General features: G+C 47.6%; 21 protein-coding genes. 3 read left to right on the top strand and 18 right to left on the bottom strand.

Annotated elements, in window-relative coordinates:
• Positions 1 to 135 precede the first annotated feature (135 nt).
• Together MKY24_RS06385 and MKY24_RS06380 are read left to right on the top strand one after the other, a co-directional pair.
• Positions 136 to 1,167, top strand: a complete 1,032-nt coding sequence (locus MKY24_RS06385) for a M23 family metallopeptidase (RefSeq protein WP_028543094.1) — start codon at positions 136 to 138, stop codon at positions 1,165 to 1,167.
• A 45-nt stretch (positions 1,168 to 1,212) separates the two neighbouring features.
• Entirely contained in the window at positions 1,213 to 1,674 is a 462-nt protein-coding gene (locus MKY24_RS06380) for a polymer-forming cytoskeletal protein (protein WP_053324862.1), read from the top strand.
• 39 nt (positions 1,675 to 1,713) lie between these two features.
• On the opposite strand, the gene MKY24_RS06375 is transcribed toward MKY24_RS06380, so the two are convergent.
• The 16 genes from MKY24_RS06375 to MKY24_RS06300 all read right to left on the bottom strand — a co-directional run bounded on the left by MKY24_RS06375 (position 1,714) and on the right by MKY24_RS06300 (position 18,667).
• Positions 1,714 to 2,799 (bottom strand): AI-2E family transporter, encoded by a 1,086-nt coding sequence (locus MKY24_RS06375; RefSeq protein WP_023987447.1) that lies wholly within the window; start codon positions 2,797 to 2,799, stop codon positions 1,714 to 1,716.
• 243 nt (positions 2,800 to 3,042) lie between these two features.
• Complete coding sequence (locus tag MKY24_RS06370) at positions 3,043 to 3,825, bottom strand: ABC transporter permease subunit (protein WP_023987446.1); 783 nt, start codon at positions 3,823 to 3,825, stop codon at positions 3,043 to 3,045.
• Positions 3,818 to 4,738, bottom strand: coding sequence for an ABC transporter ATP-binding protein (locus tag MKY24_RS06365; RefSeq protein WP_068938660.1), 921 nt, complete (start codon positions 4,736 to 4,738; stop codon positions 3,818 to 3,820). The genes MKY24_RS06370 and MKY24_RS06365 overlap by 8 nt, the downstream gene beginning before the upstream one ends.
• A gap of 109 nt (positions 4,739 to 4,847) precedes the next feature.
• The gene (locus MKY24_RS06360; RefSeq protein ID WP_023987444.1) at positions 4,848 to 5,339 is read right to left on the bottom strand and encodes a hypothetical protein; all 492 of its coding nucleotides are present in this window, start codon (positions 5,337 to 5,339) and stop codon (positions 4,848 to 4,850) included.
• A gap of 131 nt (positions 5,340 to 5,470) precedes the next feature.
• A complete protein-coding gene (locus tag MKY24_RS06355) occupies positions 5,471 to 6,448 on the bottom strand; it encodes an LCP family protein (protein ID WP_071559037.1) in 978 nt (325 codons plus the stop codon).
• Between the two features lie 14 nt (positions 6,449 to 6,462).
• Positions 6,463 to 7,803: a UDP-glucose/GDP-mannose dehydrogenase family protein gene (locus MKY24_RS06350; protein ID WP_028543098.1), complete on the bottom strand. Its 1,341-nt coding sequence runs from the start codon at positions 7,801 to 7,803 to the stop codon at positions 6,463 to 6,465.
• 51 nt (positions 7,804 to 7,854) lie between these two features.
• Positions 7,855 to 8,664, bottom strand: coding sequence for a WecB/TagA/CpsF family glycosyltransferase (locus tag MKY24_RS06345; RefSeq protein ID WP_081365946.1), 810 nt, complete (start codon positions 8,662 to 8,664; stop codon positions 7,855 to 7,857).
• On the bottom strand, positions 8,642 to 9,883 hold the full coding sequence (locus tag MKY24_RS06340) for a glycosyltransferase family 4 protein (protein WP_071559038.1): 1,242 nt from the start codon (positions 9,881 to 9,883) through the stop codon (positions 8,642 to 8,644). Before MKY24_RS06340 ends, MKY24_RS06345 begins: the two co-directional genes overlap by 23 nt.
• Positions 9,880 to 11,112, bottom strand: coding sequence for a glycosyltransferase family 4 protein (locus MKY24_RS06335; protein WP_053324856.1), 1,233 nt, complete (start codon positions 11,110 to 11,112; stop codon positions 9,880 to 9,882). The genes MKY24_RS06340 and MKY24_RS06335 overlap by 4 nt, the downstream gene beginning before the upstream one ends.
• A gap of 698 nt (positions 11,113 to 11,810) precedes the next feature.
• Positions 11,811 to 13,073, bottom strand: coding sequence for a hypothetical protein (locus MKY24_RS06330; protein WP_071559041.1), 1,263 nt, complete (start codon positions 13,071 to 13,073; stop codon positions 11,811 to 11,813).
• Positions 13,060 to 14,403: a flippase gene (locus MKY24_RS06325; RefSeq protein ID WP_071559042.1), complete on the bottom strand. Its 1,344-nt coding sequence runs from the start codon at positions 14,401 to 14,403 to the stop codon at positions 13,060 to 13,062. Before MKY24_RS06325 ends, MKY24_RS06330 begins: the two co-directional genes overlap by 14 nt.
• Before the next feature lie 77 nt (positions 14,404 to 14,480).
• Positions 14,481 to 15,470, bottom strand: coding sequence for a GDP-mannose 4,6-dehydratase (gene gmd / locus MKY24_RS06320; protein ID WP_023987436.1), 990 nt, complete (start codon positions 15,468 to 15,470; stop codon positions 14,481 to 14,483).
• 21 nt (positions 15,471 to 15,491) lie between these two features.
• Positions 15,492 to 16,430 carry a GDP-L-fucose synthase gene (locus MKY24_RS06315; protein ID WP_013309171.1) on the bottom strand — a complete coding sequence of 313 codons (939 nt, stop codon included), beginning with the start codon at positions 16,428 to 16,430 and terminating at the stop codon, positions 15,492 to 15,494.
• Between the two features lie 36 nt (positions 16,431 to 16,466).
• Complete coding sequence (locus MKY24_RS06310) at positions 16,467 to 17,165, bottom strand: sugar transferase (RefSeq protein WP_023987434.1); 699 nt, start codon at positions 17,163 to 17,165, stop codon at positions 16,467 to 16,469.
• An 85-nt stretch (positions 17,166 to 17,250) separates the two neighbouring features.
• On the bottom strand, positions 17,251 to 17,937 hold the full coding sequence (locus MKY24_RS06305; protein ID WP_023987433.1) for a CpsD/CapB family tyrosine-protein kinase: 687 nt from the start codon (positions 17,935 to 17,937) through the stop codon (positions 17,251 to 17,253).
• Positions 17,918 to 18,667, bottom strand: a complete 750-nt coding sequence (locus MKY24_RS06300) for a Wzz/FepE/Etk N-terminal domain-containing protein (RefSeq protein WP_023987432.1) — start codon at positions 18,665 to 18,667, stop codon at positions 17,918 to 17,920. The genes MKY24_RS06305 and MKY24_RS06300 overlap by 20 nt, the downstream gene beginning before the upstream one ends.
• A 327-nt stretch (positions 18,668 to 18,994) precedes the next feature.
• Here MKY24_RS06300 and MKY24_RS06295 point away from each other — a divergent pair, with 327 nt between their 5' ends.
• Positions 18,995 to 19,363: a helix-turn-helix transcriptional regulator gene (locus MKY24_RS06295; protein ID WP_023987431.1), complete on the top strand. Its 369-nt coding sequence runs from the start codon at positions 18,995 to 18,997 to the stop codon at positions 19,361 to 19,363.
• Between the two features lie 53 nt (positions 19,364 to 19,416).
• Here the strand turns inward: MKY24_RS06295 and MKY24_RS06290 are convergent, their stop codons facing one another.
• Positions 19,417 to 19,599, bottom strand: coding sequence for a hypothetical protein (locus MKY24_RS06290; RefSeq protein ID WP_071559043.1), 183 nt, complete (start codon positions 19,597 to 19,599; stop codon positions 19,417 to 19,419).
• A 311-nt stretch (positions 19,600 to 19,910) separates the two neighbouring features.
• Entirely contained in the window at positions 19,911 to 22,205 is a 2,295-nt protein-coding gene (locus MKY24_RS06285; RefSeq protein WP_071559044.1) for a hypothetical protein, read from the bottom strand.
• Positions 22,206 to 22,233 lie beyond the last annotated feature (28 nt).

Here is a 22,233-nt window from a genome sequence, read left to right as displayed (position 1 = left end):
CTTATATATCTCAGGATTTTGCAAAATCCTCATCTACGTTTTATACTAAGCTCCAATTTTTTTGACATGTTTGCCTCTTAAGCTGAATAGATAGTAACCAAGCACTATAGGAGCGATGTCCGGAAAGGAGCGATTATGAAAAAAGGAAGCCTAAATCGCCGGATGACCCTGCTTGTTATTCGGGATGCACAGCAACCGCCCAAGCAGCTACAATGCTCTACAGCCGCTGTCATTCTCGTCCCAACTCTTGTGATCGCGTCTATCTCTACACTCGTGATCGGGCTGCAAATCCATTCTTCCCATATTATCTCCCAAATGGAAACGAATCTTGCTGTCCAGAGTTTGCAGATGGAGGTCACGGTAGCGGACAAGGATGCAGCCATTGGGCGACTACGGCAGGAAGTCATGGAGCTGACGAATCAAGCCACCAATATTCGTGAACGCCTCCAGCGTGTAACGGAGCTGGAACAGCAAATGCAGCAATTCATTCGTAAACACGGAAACTCATCTGCCACAAGTAACCATAAAAAGACCATGACTCCGCTCTCCTGGGATGCTTCCGGCCATATCGGGGGCGAGCTGATCGCAGTGCATGAAAATACTGCCCTCCTAACTCGCCAGGCAATGGATGATTTTCAGGAGATCGAATCTCTGTTGGACACGGTGGAACGTACGGTTCCCCGCTCTATTCAGCAAGCAAATGCCGTACAGCAGAATCTGGAGCGCAAACAAGCCGCACAGCTACTCCAGACTCGTAGACTTGCTCTTGCCGAGCAAGGGAATCCCTCCGTTTGGCCTGTAGGTTCACGGCGAATGACCTCCAGCTTCGGCTATCGCAGCGACCCTTTTACAGGCAGATCTGCCTTCCATTCAGGCGTGGACATTGCCGGACAAACCGGTGATCCTGTCTATGCAGCAGGAGCTGGCACCGTCTTGGAGGCTGCTTCTAGCGGAGCCCGCGGCAAGTGCATCATCATCCAGCATCCTGACGGACTCCAGAGCTGGTATATGCACCTGAGCGGCATGCAGGTGGCTCCGGGGGATCGTGTCCACAAAGGACAGACCATCGGTCTGCTGGGAAGTACCGGGAGAAGCACAGGACCTCATCTTCATTTTCAGATCGTCAAGCATAACCAACCTGTCGATCCATTACTGTATGTACAATGAGGATTTTTGAAAATATTTACAATAAAAGATTGGGGGAAAACCATCATGTTCAAGGAATCCAAAAAAAAGCTCTCCGCCCCAGCTATGGATACACTGCTCGCTAATGGCACCAGCTTTGAAGGTACAGTTGAGGCAGAGGCCAATATTCGGATTGACGGTCATTTTCAGGGCGATATCCGCAGCACTCGTACTGTCGTCATTGGAGAATCTGCTGTTGTACGTTCGGATATCATCGCACAAGACGTCATTCTTGCCGGTAAGGTGTTTGGCAGCATTACTACAGAAGGACGACTGACCATTACGCCGACAGGTGAACTGTACGGAAATACCGCGACCACTGCATTGGTCATTTCTGAAGGCGGTATACTGGACGGCACAATTCAAATGAACCGAACAAAGGATGTAGAGTTGTCAACTTCTACGGATGAGTCAAACGACGAAACCCAATCTAGTTTCAGCAAAAACAAGGAGGATAGCCAAGCCGCTCTGCAATCCGAAGCAGGATAAAGTCAGTATATACTCCTTTAAATCCAGTGCATTCTCCATTCATTCCATAATATCCTCCACTCTGCGTTCCAAAAATAATTGGTACACCTTGCGTATGACGATTTTTCCGCACATATACAATGGAATCACCAAAATGATACCCAGAATCCCGAGCAGGTCGCCACCAACTAACAGTAAAATAACGACAGTCAACGGATGAATATCCAGCTGCTTGCCAAAAACTATAGGTGACAGCCAATTATCCTGAATTTGCTGTGCAGCGATCACCACGACCAGGGACCAGAGTGCCATCGAAGGTGATTCGAGTAATCCAATAATAACCACAGGTATAGAAGCAGCCACTGCCCCCACATAGGGAATAAAATTAAGAAAAATCGAAATAACGGCAAGCAGCAAGGCATAAGGCAAGCCAATAATTAAAAATCCAAGAAACATCATCACACCCAACGCGACATTAATCAGCACCCGACTCACGATAAAGCTGCTGAGTGCACTATCGATATCTTCCATAACCTCCAATGCGTCCTTGTGATATTTTTTTGGAAAGAAGTTTAGCATTTTAGGGCCAAACTTGCTCCCTTCCTTCAGCATGTAATAGAGCAATATTGGAAAGGTAGCCAATACAATAAAAAAGTAGGACACGAACGATACCAGCTTTACCGAATAATCAGACAGTGTCGAAAAAGCTTCGTTCAACGTATCTGACAGTTGTGACAGCGGGTCTTCACCCGGAGGCAGCACTTGTCTCAAGGATTGATTATGCCGCCATTGGCTCAATTGATCAACCAGACTTTTAATGAGCTTCGGCGCATTTTCAAATAAATTGGTAACTTGATCACGCAGCGTAGGCCACACACCCCATGAGAAAACAAACAATAACACTCCAATGACCAAATAAATCAGCAAGATGGAGATAGATCGTTTGATTTTTCTCCGTTCCATTACATCTACAATCGGCCTCAATAAATAATAGAGGAAAAAAGATAGCATCAACGGTACAACCAGCAAGCTGACCAAAGATACGAGAGGACTGAATATAAAGCTTACTTTGGTGCCCAAGTAAATGATGAGTAATAGCATGACAATACCCGTAGTCAGACGAAAAAAACGATTATTTTGCAGCATATCATGCGGCCCCCCTCTGTTCTGTTTCTCTCTACCTCTTTAAACGCAAAGTGACCCTATTGATTGATTCTTGCTGAAAATAGATTACAATATACCCCTGCACGTAGAATGTGTAGTAAAAAATGACATAGATACAGGATAAAATAGTCTTAAATGAGGATTTTACAAAATTCTGAAATAACAAAAGGACGTCCAAATGCTAGGCATTTGAACGTCCTTTGTGTTACTCTATGGCACTTCGATTTAGGTTGAAACATCCCGTTTTACGAAAACCACCCAGGCAATGGCGATAAAAATCACATAATAAGCGGCCAGCACGGTGAGCGAAAAGGTTAGACTGGAACTTACCGTACCCGGCGGCATATCTAAATATTTTTTCAGATCCATATGCGTAAATAGAACGTATTTGGTCCATTCAAAACGATCTGTGCTGAACAAACCAATCGTGTTATAAACTGTTTTGGTGAACATCATGAACAGTGACAGCCCAATCGCCAAGGCACTGGAACGGAAAACAGCGGACAGCATAAAAGCAAAGGCCATCGTCACGAATAAGGCGATATAGCTATACAAGAAGTTCAGTGTTACGTAAGATATCGGATCACTGAACAGCGGAACAGAACCCGCTGGTGCATCCTTGGATAACATCAGCCATGAGGACAGCGTAACCATCAAAATCAAAATGATCGTTCCGAGCAAACTGAACAAAATCACGGATATATACTTGGACAACAATATTTTGCTGCGAGTCCAAGGTCGGATGAGCAGCAGCTTAATCGTTCCCCAAGTAAATTCACCAGCCACCGAATCAGCGGCTACAATGACCGTAAACGTCGTATTGAGGAAAAATGTAAACAACGTCGTCAACGCAATCCCATCCCACACACTGACCTGATCGGAAACCAAGGAAATCAGCATCGGAATCACAGCAGTGATGACCGCCAGCAATCCCAGCATAATCCATGTGCGCACACGCAGGTAAATTTTCAGATTTTCGTTATGTACCAGCTTGAAGAAATCACCCAATGACCCCGCCTCCCGTCACTTCCAAAAATTGATCTTCCAGCGTACGGGCAACCGGGCGAATCGCATATACTTTAATGCCATTTGCAGCCAGCAGGCTGTTCATCTCTGCAATCTGTTCCCGCTCCAGGTGAAGCAGCAGTTGATTACCTTCGACGCGCCCTGCTCCAGCAAGCGCATAAGCTTGTTCGGCATCATTTACCTCAAAAGCAATTTCCGCCTTATGCACTTCCTCCCCTGTATTCTTCAGTTGCTTGATATCAACCAGCCGTCCGCTCTGAATAATAGCTACACGGTCGCACATCAGCTCCATCTCGGACAACAAATGGCTTGATACGAATACAGTAATTCCTTCCGTACGGGTCAATTGACGCAAATAATCCCGCAGTTCACGAATACCCTGCGGGTCCAAGCCATTGGTCGGCTCGTCCAGCACAAGCAGCTTCGGTCGATGCAAAATCGCCTGAGCTACCCCAAGTCGCTGCCGCATCCCGAGCGAGTAGGTTTTTACTTTATCGTGAATCCGATTTCCGAGTCCCACCAGACGAATCGCTTCTTCCACGCGCTCTTGGGTCACGCCAGGAGACATTCGCGCAAAATGCTGCAAATTTTGATAGCCTGTCAAAAACTTGTACATCTCCGGGTTCTCAACAATCGCGCCGACATGGGCAACGGCCTTTTCAAAATCGGTATTAATGCTGTCTCCACAAATATGAATATCGCCCTTGCTGATCGAAATCAGGCCAACCATCATACGGATGGTGGTCGTTTTTCCCGCACCATTGGGTCCAAGGAAACCAAATACCTGCCCCGCCGGAACCTCCAGCGTCAGATCATCCACGATCGCTTTTGAGGAAATGATTTTACTCACACCCTCCATACGTATGACGGGAACCTGTCCTGTCGCTTGCTGCATGCTTTGAAACTCCTTCCATCCGGAGTGAAGCTGTGATCCATTTTACTGTACATTTCCGGTTTTGGAAGTATTGTACCATATTTAACCTTTTAGAAACACCACGCAACCTCTATTCCTTGTCCTTGTATATCCAAAGCACCCGCCACTTCTCATCTTCCTGCGTCACATAACAAGGCTGTACGATATCAAAGTTGCCGAATCGGGTCTTGTAATGCTGAGTGACCGTAATACGGTAAACTTTCCCTAACTCTTCTCCATTCTGATCGGTACGAATGTCATATTCAGCCTGCGGCTCCCCCAGTTCAAACGTGAACGTATCCGTCCCCATATCCTGCATAAAAACGTGCGCACGCTGCTGTACATACGTGGACTTCTCGAATTTCTTTTTCATTTGCGAATGAAAAAGCTCCCATGAGCCTCCGAAATTTCCCGATTGCTCCATAGTGTAGAACTCGTTCAGTGCTTCTACCGCTTGATCGCCCTCGCCTGTAGACATCACCCCATGCAGACCCAGCCACAGCAACCATAACAATCCACATATGATTGCAAAATATAATAGCTTACGGACGAACGCCGAAGCCGCTCTCCTTCTAAACAGCACACATTGCCCCTCCCTCTGTTGGACTATACCGAATTCTCTACAGATGTATGTGGGACAAGCCTTTTTTAGAAGACTTTATAAGAAAATAACGGGTGACCTCCCAATAGGGCACCCGTCTACATAAGGCTTACCTAAGGCGATATGGCCTCGGTAAGCATGTGCTTCTCCAGCACTCCATGGATACGCTGGCGTTCCTGCTCATCCACAATGTAATAATACACACCGTTGATTTTACGCCCATGTCCCTTCAGCTCAACGGTATCCGTCTGCTTGAGGGACGGACCGATCCGGGTCAGGAAGGTGGTCATATCGTCAAAGGTAATGTCTGTGCGAATCTGCTCCCCCGCTGCCTCCAGTATCGGTTTTACCCTCAACAGCCCTTCCTTGCTGATGGACTGGGCAAGAATTTGCTTGAGTAGCTCCCGCTGGCGAGCATTTCTTCCGAGATCCCCACGTGGATCATCAAAACGCATACGGGCGTAGGCCAACGCCTCAGCCCCGTTCAAGTTCAAATTACCCTGCGCAAAATGATGGCCCTCATATTGAAAATCAAGTGGGTTATGAACCTCGACTCCCCCCACAAGGTCCACCATTTTCGCAAACCCTTCCATGTTCATCTGTACATAGTAATCTATCGGATGGTTCAAAAAATGCTCTACCGTACGGATCGACATATCCACGCCCCCAAAAGCAAAAGCGTGATTGATTTTGTCCTCACGCCCCCTGCCGATCAACTCTGTTCGCGTATCACGTGGGATGTTGAACATCAACATAGAGCCTTCGGCAGGGTTAACAGACAAGACGATCATCGTATCCGATCGTCCTGGATCGTGAGACCGCCGATCTACGCCCAGTACCAGCACGGTGAACGGCTTGAACTGGGAGATGGCTGCCGGATTGGGTGTACTTGATCCAGAGTCTGTATCTACGGATCGCCCTGCTCCGCCCGTTGCAAGGGTAGAAACCGCCCCAGGCTGCACGATGCTGCGCGGATGATACATCGCATTCGCCGCTGTTTTAAAGGAATGATACACATAAGCGGTGTAGGCAGTAGCCCCTACGACCAATAACGCCGCAGCCCCCAATGTCATCTTCAGCCATCGTTTCATATGCAGCCTCCCCTTTACGGATTTACTACAGACTGATGACGATCTACATCCAGATTGTTCATCTGTGGCCTGCCGACAGAATAGTATGCAAAGGCGGATTGTCTGATTTGCTCCTCGCTGTACACATTGCGTCCGTCAATCATAATTGGATACTTCATAAGCTCATTCAGCTCACCCAACCCGATATCACCAAACTCTTCCCATTCCGTCAATAGACACAGTGCGTCACATCCCTCTGCCGCTTCTCGTGCGCTATCTGCCCACGTTACTTCCGAGCTGTCCAGCAGTCGGCGGAAGTTAGCGGTAGCGATCGGGTCATATGCACGAATTTGCGCCCCTGCCTCCAGCAGCGACTGCATGATATCCAGCGCCGGGGCATCTCTTACGTCATCTGTATTCGGTTTAAAGGCCAGCCCCCATATGCCAATCGTGGCTCCTTCCAGATCACCCAGCGCCTCTTTTAGCTTACGAATCACGTTAAAACGTTGCCCCTGATTCACTTCTACCACAGATTTCAGCAGCTTGAATTCATAGTCCACGTTGCCAGCAATTTGGATCAGAGCTTGTGTATCCTTGGGAAAACAGGAACCCCCATAGCCAATACCAGCAGACAAAAAGGAGGAACCGATCCGCTGATCCAGCCCCATACCGTGTGCCACGCGTGTAACGTCTGCGCCCACCTTTTCACAAATATTTGCAATCTCATTAATAAACGAAATTTTGGTCGCCAAAAAAGCATTCGACGCGTACTTGATCATCTCCGCCGAACGGATATCCGTGGTTACGATATTTGTCGTCAACGGTTCGTGCAGTGTAGTCAGCACAGTGGACACATGCGGATCGGAAGCTCCGATGATGATTCGATCTGGCTGAAGGGTGTCTATGACTGCTGAACCTTCGCGTAAAAATTCAGGAACCGAAGCCACACCAAAAGGATAGTTTGTGCGGCTCGCAATCCAATTTTGAATACGTTCGTTCGTTCCGACAGGCACCGTGCTTTTGGTGACAATTACTTTGTAGCCATTCATGGCGTCTGCCACCTCGCAGGCGGCTTCTTCAATATAGGACAGGTTCGCTTCTCCGCCTGGCAGCGAAGGTGTACCGACCGCCAAAATAACAATTTCGGCTGCCTCCACCGAAGCAGCCGTATCTGTTGTAAAGCTTAGTCGGCCTTGTTCTACATTATCTTTAATTAGAGCCTTTAATCCCGGTTCATAAATCGGCACCCCACCTGCACGCAGCTGATGAATTTTGTCCTCATTCTGATCTACACAGACGACGGTATTCCCGAGTGCGGCAAAACAGACCCCCGACACCAGCCCGACATACCCTGCACCAATTACACATAGCTTCAAAGCAACTCCCCCTTTTACATGCTGTCTCATTGCATCCTGCTTTTACCGACTTCACTTCTCTATATCTCTTCCTGCAAGCCGATTATGATAAAGCGTAAGCCGTTTGTTTTGCCGATAAGATTTTAGAAAACGGTATACATACATCGGATTGTTATAGGCATACCTCTTCCATAATCGCTTCGGTTCACAGATCAGACGGTACAGCCACTCCAGCCCCAGCTTTTGTATCGCTAGTGGCGGTCTACGAACCTTTCCAGTGATATAGTCAAAGGCCGCCCCTACTCCAATCATCACGCCATGAATGCGGTCTTTGTTTCGATGCATCCATATTTCCTGCTTCGGGCAGCCTAAGCTGACGAATATGATATGCGCGCCGGACGCATTGATTTCATCAATGATCCGCTCCTCCTCATCTGGGTGAAGCTCACGAAATGGTGGTGAAAAGCTGCCCGCGATGCGGATTCCGGGGTAATCCTGTTCTACTCTTTCTTTTAAGCTATCCAGCGTATCCGGCGTACTGCCGTAAAAATATATACTCACCTTCGTCTGTGGCGCACGTTCGCACAACTTGAGCATCAGACTGGGACCATCTACCCGATCCTGACGCTCAAATCCGTACAGCTTAAGCGCCCATACCAACGGCATACCATCCGGAGTACACAAATCGGCTTGAGTGAGCGCTTTGTGGAACTCGGAATGATTCCCGGCTGTGACAATGGAATGTGTGTTGCAAATACATACATAGCCGTCCTTTCGTTCGACTGCCCATTGTTCCAGCATGTGTACCGTCTCCTGAAACGTAAGTGCTGCAATATCTGCATCCGCAATCCTTCCGACTCTATATTGGGGCAGCTGTTTCATAATCACGCTCCTCCATCGCCTCGCTATATATCGCCATCAGCTGCTTTACATTCACTTCTTCCGTATAGCGTGCAGCATAATTTTCCGACACCTTCTGTCTCATAGCTGCATAGTTTTCATAGGCTACTGCACAGCGAATCACAGTCTTTATATTTTCCAAATCATCATGTTGAAAATGGAAACCCGTCACCCCGTCCTCCACGACTTCCTCCAGTGCGCCGAGCCGGCTGCATAATACCGGGGTTCCAACAGAAAAAGACTCTACAATGGTCATGGGAAATCCTTCATACCAAATGGAAGGTACCATGACATACATAGCCCGGCTCATGCAGTCCAGTACCGTGTCTCCATCCTGCTTACCGAGAAACCGAACATCTTCCTGCGGATAAGCAGCGGCCAATTCAGCCTTTTCCGGACCATCCCCAATGATGACCAGTCTAAATCCCCCCCGATCTTCCAACTGTGACCAGGCTTGCAGCAGATTGCGAACCCCTTTTTCAGCAGAAATCCGCCCCACGAACAACAAATAACGATCATTCGGGTCATACTGGGTTTTCACTGTTTTATGATGGATAAAATTCGGCTTTACCGCGATACGATCCAGCGGAATACCGCTTTCGGCAAATTTGTCCCGTGCAAACTCCGTCAGCGCAATATAGCGACTTACCTTGTGCTGCCATGTGCCGATCAGATCGTTGAACTTAATCATCGCCGCCACCGGAATCGTCTGAAGCTGTGAACCTCGATAGCATCCATGACGGATGGAGTGCAGCAGCGTGCCGTGCAGGCATTTTTCACAAACCTTATTCCCTCGCATAAAGGTTGCCGCCGGACAAATCAGCCTGTAATTATGCAGTGTCTGGACAACCGGAATCCCCAGCCGTTCACAAGCATGATAGACCGAAGGGGATATAACCGGGAAAAAATTATGCACATGCACCACATCCGGCTTCACCTGTAAAAGCAGCTTCTTGATTCTTTTGAATTCCGGCAGGGACCATGCCGCCTCTACTGCCAGCTTTGCCATGTTCGCTAGCCCTCTGCTTTGAATACTGTCGTTGTGCACATAGTAATGCTCTGTCTCTATTCCTCTGGAACGCAGCATAGCCGATTCTTGCTCGACAACCTTGTCTTCTCCCCCGCTTTGCTGATAAAAGTTATGGATGATCAGCACCTTGCTTACAGGAGGGTTCATCTGTCTGCTGACCTGTTGGCTCACGTTGCTGCCCCTCTTTCCTGCGTTGATTGCATAACGTGGTTAGAATTCCCGGGCTTGATCCCTTGATGGCTTACTATTTCATCCGCAATGCGATCCCACGACATACGCTCGACCGTAAGGAAGGCCTTCTCCGCCATACTTCGTCTCAGCTCAGCATTATCCAGCAAAGCGCCTATCCGACCAGACCATTCCTCTTCTGAAAAGCTTCTCAGCATCACTCCGCTCACTCCGTCCTCAATCAAGGTAACCGAGCCCCCGTTTACCGAAGAGATAATCGGGACGCGAAACAGCATGCTTTCCAGCAGCACCATACCAAAAATATCGTATTGGGTCGGAAACAGCATCACATCCGCCGCTCCATAAACCTGCCACAGATGACGTTGCTCCACTCTTGAAAAATGTATAATACTGTCCGTTATTCCCAGCTCATGAGCATATGTCCAATAGCGGTCTGTGTCCGTCTTCCGTCCATTCCCGACCATTAACAAAAGGCAGCTAGGATGCTTTTGGAGTACCCTTTTGAACGTACTCAGCATAAAACGTATATTTCTCCGTTCCTCCAGTACACCAACATACAGTAGCACCGGACGATCTCCGATTCGACGCAGCTCATTCGCGACCTCACGGTTTTCCTCACGTTCTCCGCTTATGTCTTCACTGTTGTTACTGGTTTCACTGTTGAATGCTCTCTCTACTTTACTGCGATCCAGTCCGACTCCAATCGTAACCACGTTGTCAAAACCTTTATTCTCCAAATAGCACTTGGCAAGATCGGATTTGACATAGGTACGGCGTAGAGATTTTGCTACCTTCGGCAGCAGCATAATATCGTACAGTTTGCGGATCAGCGCGTGCGTGTTATCTCGGTATGGGCCGTGATACAACGCCAGCTTATCAGGACATTTGCGAGAAAGCAGATAGGTCATGATCTGGTTGTATTCTGTAGTAATGACCAGACCATAAGCATCCAGAAAAGAATCTTTGAGAACATCTCTGTAGATGCTGTTGCTTAAGAACTTAAACCCGTGGAGCCAGATAATACGCAAGGTGCATCCTTCGTGACGGTAGACCTGTTCCAGATGGGTTTCTTTACGATCGTTGTAGTAAACAATATCGCAATCATAGCCTTTTCGAACGAGTGCTTTGCCCAAACCGACTTCCTGTAAATTGTATGAGTCCCCGTTCACCTTGCTAGCAAAATTGCGGAGATACAATATTTTTTGAATCATCATCAGGGCTCCTGCCATTTCATATTGGGTGAGTTATGGAGCACGGAGGGTTCAGAGAACGCTGCGCGTTCCATTTGATCTTCCGATCGCTGTTGCAGTGGGATTCCTGGATATATAAAACATTCCGAGGTAAGAATCCCACTGCAAAGGCGAACGCTAGCGCTTCTTCAGATTCAAATGGACCGCTCCGCTGCTGACCGCCGTTTCCATAAAGTCACCCCATTTAAAAAAGGGAATGCTGGGCATGAAGTGCCTTCGCTGCGCGGATATACGCGAGCGAATGCATGCAGCCGTTGACTACGCTAACTTGTATACCGGTCACATAGCGATAAACGATTGAACAGCATAGAGCTACTACCACTGGGCTGACACAAGACCTTAACGATGACTAGATTGTCGCCTGCTAAAAGATTGCTATCCACCAAACGCTGTCACCCTGACAGAGAACGGTACAGAGCATTAATTTCGCCGGCATGCATGCCCGACGAGAAGTTCGCGGCGATAGGGCGAAGCTATCGCCAGGCAGTTCTTACCTCCCCCACCTTATGGGCTGGGGGAAATTCTTTTTGGCTGCGGTGGGTAGCGGAGGGTAAGGGTTTGAATCTGAAGAAGCGAAGCGGTCGCCTTTGACGAGGGATTCCGCCCTCTGTAGGGCTTTATTCAAACAAAGGAATCCCACGTCAACAGCGATCGGAAGATCAAACCCGTCCCGAAGCGGCCTTTCCCCTCCAACTTGAATGTTCACGCTGCCTTTCCTCCATCATCTGCATATTAAAATGGTCTGCCCCTTTGAGCTGGGCAGCTGCCATATCCGCCACTAAAGTCACACTCGATTCCATCGGCACAAAGCGGTATTTGTAGGCCGTAAGCCGATGATCCGTTTCGTGAAATAAAATATCCTGAGCGTAATTCCCCCATCGGTCCTTGGGCATCAAATCAATGGTCATGCCAGCATGCGCAGAGGGCAGCAGCATATTAGAGCCGTGGATGCCGATCACTAATCGGCTGGCTGCGTATACCTCGCAGACCCGCAGCTCACTTTCCCGGTCAAAGCGTGTGACACGCTCATCAGAAATCCATGCCGGGAAGCTCCCGGTACGCCCAAGTCCAGCGACTGTAAAACGATGATCTGGGAAGCTTTCTCTTAGCCTGCGGAACAGTCGTATGATTTTACTGCGCTGATGATAAATTAGCGGTTTTAGCCCACGCTTGAGCTGCGGAAATTTCTGTACCGCTCTTGCGATATGATGGCTGCCGCTCCACAAGCGATCTTCCCTCCATACGAAGGTAATGCGCGGCTCCGACTCACGCCTCTCGTCATAGCGGGAGACACCTGTAAACTGCTCAATATCAAACTGATTGGGATGTGAATATGCCGGGCTGACATACACCTCATCAAAACGCATCAGTTCCTCAATCATCCGATGATGTAACACAGGATAAAAGTTTCGTGCCCTGCTGAACGGCACATCAACCGTCCAAATTTCAGACACATATGCTGGCACCATCCATTCCAGCGACTTTTGCACAATGACGATGATGCCCAGGTCCGGCGATTGCTCGTATTCGCGTTGCACATTGAGCAGCTTGAGCAAAGCATGGCCATACAAATAATCCATTGTGTTGATGATAATCACACGTGTAGAAGCTTTCATTTTATGCACAGTCATGCCGACTGCTAAGTCATAGGAAGGATTCATCAACGATTGCCGCAAAGGCTCTCCGAGCCATTTTCTCGACTTCGCATCACCTGTCAGAATATAGTCAGGCATTTCTACACGATAAGGTGAATACGTGGCATGACCGACCCTCATGTCCTCGAGATATTCGCGTCCGCACCCCTCACACGCAGTGCTGACACATACATGGATTCCCTGCCACAGCACCTCTCCACCACGTACCTTACCTCCACAATGCGGGCACTGTTCCTCATGCCGAACAAACGGTTTAATGGGTATCATGATTGTTCTCTCCAACTTTCGGTACTGTAATATGAACACGCCAGAAGGTCAGGATGGACTTCATCATCCAACCCAAATTAGATTTAACTTCCTTAAATAGAAAATCTAATAGAAATACAGATATCGTAAAGGACAAGATCGTCGCCACTAACGACCCTCGGACACCAAGCAACGGGATTAGCGCGTAATTGAAAGCGATATTCGTAACCGCACCCACCACCGAGGTCAGCAGCGTGTATCTGAACAAATTTTCATTGGTAATAAACAAGCTTTTAGCAACACTGAAGTTAGTGAAAAACAGACGAATCGCAAACAGAGACAACAGCGAACCTGCTTCGGTAAATTCTTTCCCATACAGCACAACCACTACCCATTGGGATAGAAAAAATAAAGGTACCGAGGTCACAAGAAAGCATATAAACATCAGGCGATACACCGTAGACAATGTCTGTCTGTATTCGTCGCTTCCTTTCTGCTTGGAGCGGGTTACTACTGGAGCATAGGCCGTTGTCAGAACAACCGGAATGAAGCCCAGCACTTCGATGAGTCGGAGTGCAACGGAGTATTGCCCAACCGCAGCGTTCCCCAGCAGTTCACCGATAATGACTTGATCGATCCGTGCCTGTACATATACAGCGGAGGATGACAGTATAAGCGGCCAGCTGTGATTCATAATTCGCCGAGCTGTGGCTAAACGGAACGTCCATCGGTTCACACGTCGTCCTTCCTTATGGAAGAAATACAGCAGCAGCAGGCTCCCCAACAGAAACTCTCCATGAGCACACAACGCCACCACCCATATCGGAACACCGGACAACAACAGAATGATTTTAATGGTGGAGCCGAGAACAAAGGCGGTATTCTTGGCAACGACCGTGTATTTGGACAGCATCTGCGCACGAAACCAGTAGTCGATGATATCAAACAATTGAAATACCGAGGCCGTAGCCAAGATCAGATTGATCAACCGCACCGAACTGTCTTCCGGTCTGAGCAGTGAAATGAAAGAATAGGACAGTACAATGGCTATCAGAGTACCTACCAATTTCAGCAGAACCGCCGTACCCAATAGCTCATGCTCATCCTTGGGGTCTTTGACAAGATCGCGTACTAATATAGAATCAAAGCCAAGGGTCGTGAAAATCAGAAACATTCCGAAAAAGGATTCCGCATAATTCCACTTTCCCAGTTCCTCTGGTCCCAACACTCTCGCCATGATGATGCTGACTGCCAGGCCGAACACCATGCGAATCATTTTGTCACCGAACAGCCATGATGTATTCACCAGCAAACTTCTGCGCGGTTTGGCGCGTTTTTCGACTAATGTCATAGGTTTTACTCCATCTTGAAAAATGACCTTGCGTACAGCGAAGAGACCCCCGCCCAGGCGGATGGCCTCTCCATCTCTTACACGACGACAGAAGCTTCAACTGCAGCCTGCCTTTTTACCCGCTCCAAGTCTGTATCCACCATCATATGAATGAGCTGCTCGAAGCCTACTTCCAATCGCCAGCCCAGCTTTTCTTTCGCCTTGGCACAATCGCCGAGCAATAGATCTACCTCTGCCGGACGGACAAACTGAGGATCGATCACGACGTAATCCTCGTAATTTAGGCCTACATGGGAAAAGGCAATTTGCAGCAGTTCACGCACAGAATGCATTTCTCCCGTGGAAATGACGTAATCATCCGGTTGATCCTGCTGAAGCATCAGCCACATCGCCTTTACATAATCCCCTGCAAAACCCCAGTCTCGCAGTGAATCCAAATTTCCCATGCGCAGCTCCTGCTGCAACCCCAGCTTGATACGAGCTACCGCATCCGACACCTTACGCGTTACAAATTCCAGTCCTCGGCGTGGGGATTCGTGATTGAACAGAATGCCAGAGCAAGCAAACATATTAAAGCTTTCGCGATAGTTCACTGTAATCCAATGGCCGTACACTTTGGCGACACCATAGGGACTACGTGGGTAAAACGGAGTCGTTTCTGTCTGCGGTGTCTCCAGCACCTTACCGAACATCTCGCTGCTTGACGCCTGATAAAAGCGCGCTTCCGGTTTGGCAATTCGAACCGCCTCCAGCATATTGGTGACAGACAGCGCTGTAATCTGACCTGTAGCCAACGGCTGCGGCCATGAGGCCGCTACGAAGGATTGAGCAGCCAAGTTGTAGACCTCATCCGGGTCGGACTGACGGACGGCTTCGATCAATGAAGCCAGATCAGTCATATCACCGGAAAGCCAGTGGATGTCATTCTGGATATGCGCTACATTTTCAAAGTTCGGTGTGCTGGTTCGTCTGCGCACCCCGTACACCTCATAATCCTTGGACAGCAGCAACTCAGCCAGATAGGACCCGTCTTGTCCGGTAATCCCTGTGATCAGCGCTTTTTTCATTCCCATTCCCCCACCGTTTTTTTATTGTTCAACCAGATCCAGACCTTGAAATGCCTGATACACAGACTTTAATCCCTCTTCTAGTGAAATACGCGCCGACCAACCCAGCTCGGAAATTCGGGATACATCTACCAACTTACGCGGCGTTCCATCAGGAGCGGAGGTGTTAAAGGTAATTTCTCCCTCATAGCCGACTACATTCTTCACTCGTTCAGCCAGCTCACGAATAGAGATATCCTCACCTACGCCGATATTTACAATTTCATTTCCCTCATAATTGTTCATCAGGAACAGACAGGCTTCAGCCAAATCATCAGAATGAAGAAATTCTCGCCGCGGCGTACCTGAGCCCCATACTTCGACAGTCGGAGATTGATTCAGCTTGGCTTCATGAAACTTGCGGATGAGCGCAGGCAACACATGAGAGGTCTGGAGATCAAAGTTGTCGCCCGGACCGTATAAATTCGTCGGCATCACAGAAATAAACCGGGTTCCATACTGACGGTTGTAAGACTGACACATTTTAATCCCGGCAATTTTAGCAATTGCATAGGCCTCATTAGTAGGCTCCAGTTCACCTGTAAGCAGATATTCTTCTCGCAACGGCTGCGGAGCAAATTTAGGATAGATACAGGTAGAGCCGAGGAATAACAGTTTGCCTACATTCGCCCGGTATGCCGCATCAATCACATTCGTTTGTATAAGCAGATTGTCACGGATAAAATCAGCCGGATATTCGTTATTCGCCAAAATCCCACCAACCTTGGCCGCTGCCAGAAATACATAATCCACAGGCTCTGTTTCAAAAAAATGATCTACTGCCTCTTTATTGCGTAGATCCAGCTCACGGCTTGTGCGAGTAATAATATGACGGTAACCCGCATCCTGAAGCGCTCGGACAATAGCGGAACCCACCAGTCCGTTATGCCCTGCTACATATATGTTGGAATGAAGATCCATACTTATCCCCTACCTTCTTCGTGAAAATGAAAGACTTTAATACGCATCCTTGGAGCCTAGCAGCACACGAAATGTTTTCAGCATAATGATCATATCTGTGCGGAAACTGCGTCTGGATATGTACTCCAAATCCAGTTCTACCATCTGGTTAAAGCTTAGATGATTACGACCGCTGATCTGCCATAGACCAGTGCAGCCCGGTGTAACCGTCAGACGCAGCTTATCCCTCACTGTGTAATCATGGACTTCTCTTGGCAATGGGGGTCTGGGTCCTACCAGACTCATCTGCCCACGTAGTACATTGAACAGTTGTGGCAGCTCGTCGATGCTCGTTCTGCGAAGAAAGCGACCCACACGGGTAATTCGGGGATCGTCCCGCATTTTAAACATCGCACCCTCAATTTCATTTTCCACCAGCAGTGCAGACAATCTGGCTTCGGCATCAGACACCATAGAACGAAATTTGATCATGCGAAACGGCCGCTCGTTTTTTCCAATACGTACTTGATAAAATATTGCACTGCCTTTTGGGTCCTCCAGCTTAATCAGCAAAATGACAAGCAGAAATACCGGGCATAGCACGATGATTCCAATGAAAGACAATATAATATCCATGCTTCGCTTCACGAACGGGTATACGTTCCATCCTTGCCGCCGTTCAAGCCCATGAGCAACCGAATAAACATCCACTGACGCGCCCAGCACTTCGGCCTCGTTCGAGCGGGAAGAAGACACGTCTCATCACCTCGCTCCTTATTGATAAGTATTATTTATACATTGTTAAAAGAATTTTATATACTATCATTTTCCTCCTTTTTATTCATGTCAGATTGCGTTCCTCCATCCCCCGCTCGGCGCGGGTATTCGAACGCTTCACATTATTAAGTACTACACCCAGAATGCGCGCCTTTACTCTTTCCAAATTCGCTTTTGCTTTCTTGACGATATCCTTTTTGACTTTCCCTGCCTGCACCACCAGAATGACTCCGTCACACATAGCGCTTATAATTAAGCCATCCGGAAAGGACAGCAACGGCGGCGTATCCATTAAGATCACGTCATAATGTTCTTTTAGGTCAACCAGCAGAGCATTCATTCTGCGGGAACTGAGCATCTCGGACGGATTGGGCGGGTTCGGTCCGGCTGTAATTGCATGCAGATGGTCAATCCCGGTTTCCTGAACCACATCCTGCCATGCCTGTTGATTGGCAAGCACCCGTGTCAGCCCCGTGTGATTACGCAAACCAAACATATGGTGCAAAGAGGAACGACGCAGATCCATATCCATAATCAGCACCTTTTTCCCCTCTTGCGCATAGGTTACAGCCAAATTGCTAATCGTGACCGTTCTACCTTCACCCGCCTGAGCGGACGCCACCATCATAACCTCAATCGGCTCGTCTATAGAAGAAAACTGGATGTTAGTACGAAGCATGCGGTACTCCTCCGAAACGGAAGACTGAGCATGTAGGGATGTAACGAGCTGATTATTGATTAATCGCGGCATATTGCCCTTCACCTACCTGTTTAGGAGTTGTAGTGGAGCTGTCGGAGCGTTTATCTTCTTTTTTCATTTTCGTAATCAGGGATAGGGTAGGCAGACCGAGTTCTTTTTCAATATCCTCTTCATTCTTAAATGTATCATCCAGTACCTCCAGCAAAAACGCCAAGCCTATTCCCAACAATAAAGAGGTGGCAAAAGCAATAAATATCTGTATAGCGGGATTACTGTTCACGGGAACTGCTGGATCATTCAGACTGGCTTCGCTTAGGATGGTGACATTGTCCATTTTCATGATAGAGGGGATTTGCCGTTTGAATACTTTGGCTACCGCATTGACGGTTTTCACAGCCTTCGTATACGATAAATCGCGGATTGTTACATCCATGACCTGTGAATCACCTGCGGTGTTCACTCTTAATTTTGACGCCAAAGCTGACGGAGTGACCTTAAGGTCGGGGAAGCTGGCGACCACCTGATCCATAATCGCCGAGGAGATCATAATTTGCTTATAGGAGTTCGTTAAGGCTATATTCGTTTGAACTACACTGTAATCAACGACACCTGCACGATCCGGTCGTGGCGTCTGGTTGATAATGAGCTTTGCGGTAGCTTCGTAAATCTGCGGGGTAAAATATACATTTTTTATGCCCACTACAGTACATACCAGCAATACGATGCTACCAATCAACCACATTCTTTTACGGATCAAACGGATGTACTCTTTCAACTGCACAAGACCAGTCCTCCCTGATTGACTTGTTTTCGATGCAATAACGCTTGTACTGATCCTCTGCATAACGGGGAAAAGAACGATGCATGACCCTCTAATCTATAGTAAAATGTTGTATAATAGCGCATAGAAGGTCCAGCCAGCGAATAAGCACAAAATGCTCAATCATCGGTGGCCTCTTAGGGTATATAAACGAAGACATAAGTGAAAACTATGAAATAAAGATACGTTATGTAACTTACATAACTAATTTATGATACAAATCGTATCTTGTCAAGCGTAAAATTGCTTTTTTACCTTTCTTAACCTTGCCTTCAGGAGGAAAAACAGATGAATTATGGCACCCGCATCGCTGAATTACGAGAACATAAGGGATTAAAACAAGAGGAACTAGCGCAATCCCTCGGAATTACGCGGGCAGCTCTTTCTCACTATGAAAAAAATAGGCGCAAGCCAGATTTTGAGATCCTGACCAAGCTCGCTGATATTTTCGGGGTAACGATTGACTACTTGGTGGGACGTACGAGCCATCCGGCGGCAATATTGGATTCAGATGTGAGGGAATTTGTGGACCAGCTTGAACTGTCCGACGAGGATATTCTGCGACGTTTCAACCTGACCATTGACGGACGCACCTTGTCTGAGGAAGAAGCCAAACGTTTTATTGCATTTGTCCGAATGGAACGAATGATGGAATAAAGAACGCGGCCGACTGCCTTACGTCTCAATCAAGTAAGACCAGCCGTTGGAATTTACACGCGCTTGTCCTTCCGGTATGTGGTTTCATCAGCGTCGCTTTCTAGCCATTCTGGTATCGTGATACCACATTGGAGCAAGATGTCCCGGATGTCCAAGTGGATGGCAGCTTTGTCTGCTTTCTGTACGTTGTTTCGAAAAAGAGGGTTGTTCACCCCTAATTCTGTCTCCTTGTTCATTCAGCACTAACCTCGCTTTATTATTCTTGGTCACCGGAAAGAGATTTCCCACAAACCATGTATGTATAGTCATGAACAAAACTATTATATATGAATACATACCTGCAATGTTGTCGTCTTATGACGAGAATATAAAAGGATTTTCTTATTTTTTTCTTCATTATACGTAAAGTATTGGCAAATCAGAACGATTTTCCAACAAAAAAGAACCTGTCAGGTCCTATTTTCTCCTGATAGGTTCTTTTTTGTTTTAATTCGAAATGATGTTAGGTATTCGTTATCTAAGGTCCTATATACATTCCGATCTAATATTAAGCGACCTCGGCTGCCTGGGAAACCTGAGTGCCTCCGGTCGCCCGAACTTTGTAGACATAATGGCCTCCGGCTTTTACTGTGCGGTCTGTATACGTGCTTCCCGCTACTTGCGAGGCGATCACCTGATAGGCCCCGTCGGTCCCGTCAGCACGCAGCACATCATAGGAAGATACGCCTTCTGCCTGAAGCCAATTAATCTTTACTGCCCCATCCTGAACAGAGGCAGCCTTCACCCCTGTTGGAGCTGAAGCTGCGGTTTGATCTGTACTTTTTAATTCCAAAATATATTGTACCGCTTCGCCAGGACCCAGCTTTTCTTCAAAATCAAGAGCAGGAGAAGCCTTGAGCCCTGATATGGAACGTTGTGCCTGACTGTAAGTAGAACCCGCTCCAAAACGTTCACCCGTGTACAAACCGGCTTTCGGCATCGTTACGCGTACACGAACTGTCTGCGTGGTAGCTTCGAAATTCACTAGATTCACCAGCAATTTGTCTGAAGTAGCGCCGCTACCTGCCAGCGGTTTAAGCTTGGACGTATCCACCGCACGAACATACACCATCTTATCCTTGGTATCCTCTGGATTCAGCACTGTATAAGTCAGAGGTTTTCCATGGGTGGCATAGGCTAAGCTCAAGCGTCTCATGATCTTAACGCGGGTGTCCTGTCCTTGCCCGAACGGATAAATTTCTGTGTTGGCCGGGTTATGACTTTGCAGATCGAAGCCTGTTTTAAACAGCGTATAATCTTTATAAAAAGCAGCGTGCTGGATAAACATATCGGCAAACCCAATTTGCGAACGCATAATCCGGTCGAATGCAGCTGCTTGTGGCTGACTAGCCCCGTAATCTGGATTGTCTCGATGCGTATCATTGGTACCGAACTCTGTGTTCAGCATCTTTTTCGCCAGTCCATTGCTCGAACCGCCGAAGGTTTTCAAATTTTGGACGAAGCTGCCCCCGCCCTCTTCATTATACGATTCACCATAGGCGTGTCCATTGGTCAGGTCGGTGACTTCCTCCAGCTGTTTACGTTGCGCCGGGTCCCGTTCCCATCCATCTGGGTCACCGCATTTTTGCGTACCACTGGTTTGATTTTTGCATGCTTTGGTAGAGTACGTTGGCCAGTAGGCCCAGCCCGGTGCTACGGTTTTGAGATGCGGTGCCAATTGCTTGCCTTCTGTATTCAACCACTTGGCCACAGCCAGGTTTACCGCCTTGGAGCGATTAAATAATCCAGGTTCATTATCTACTTCATAATATTGAAGATAAGAACCGTATTTTTTTACATAATCGCGCAACTTTTGCTTGGCCGTCTCTGGTAGAGAACCATCTTTTTGCAGCTTAATATCACCTGTATATAAATACAAAGCAGACGATTGCATATTATACTGCTTTAACGTTTGATAGTAATCATCCACGTCTGTACAGGCCTTGCCCACATTACTGGCACAGGTGACCCTCATGACGTTGCCACTATAAGCAATGCCCAGCCACTTGAGAACGTATGGTAAATGCTTAACTGCACCCTGATCATAATAAAATTCTTTATTGTTCACATTTGTTCCGGTCAGTATATATTTACCGTGTACCGGTTCGGTCGCAGGTGAAGCTAACGTCTCCAAGCTCAAGTCATCCCAAGTCCACCACACATTTTTATCTTCTGCAGAGGAGCAGTATAGGCAGCGCGCTGTCTTTAGCTTGAGTACGTTAACACCGCTTTGCAATTGCTCTTTGGGTATATACAGCTCGTAGTTGTTTTTGAAATTATAAGTACTCCCAGTACCAGAAACCCCGGCAATCTGAATAATACCGGACAGCTGATGATTTGAAAATACAGCCATTTGCGGGACTGCTTTGCCCGCATCCAAAATCCGAACACGGAATATCATACCATTGGGAGGAATCTGATTCAGCTTATACTGGAGTGTCAGTTCAGGGTTCGTGGACGCATTCAAACCGGGAGGAATATCTCCACTGCTGAGCAATACCGGAACTGTTGTACTCTCTGCTTCCGACAATGCTGACAATGATCCTTTAGCAGACGATTCGGTAGAGGCAGCTGCTGTAGAAATATCGATATTATCCCTACCGACCACACCTTTGAATTCCGCTGAAGAGTCATCCCTCTGACCCAGCTTCCATACTGGACTGGCAGCCGCTACTTTATCCGTCTGCAATTCTGCGCTTCTTGAAGGCGTGTATATAAACCAAGCGATCATCGCTATAGCTACGACCGCTAGTAGTCCAGATAAAACTACTGTATACCTATGGGATAACCATTTTTTTATCATATGATCCACCCTCTCTCCTCAAATTTTT

It is taken from the genome of Paenibacillus sp. FSL P2-0322 (assembly GCF_037975315.1).
In the GTDB taxonomy this organism is placed as follows: domain Bacteria; phylum Bacillota; class Bacilli; order Paenibacillales; family Paenibacillaceae; genus Paenibacillus; species Paenibacillus polymyxa_B.
The sequence above is the reverse complement of the archived record's forward strand: the minus strand, read 5'-3'. Positions and strand labels throughout refer to the sequence as shown.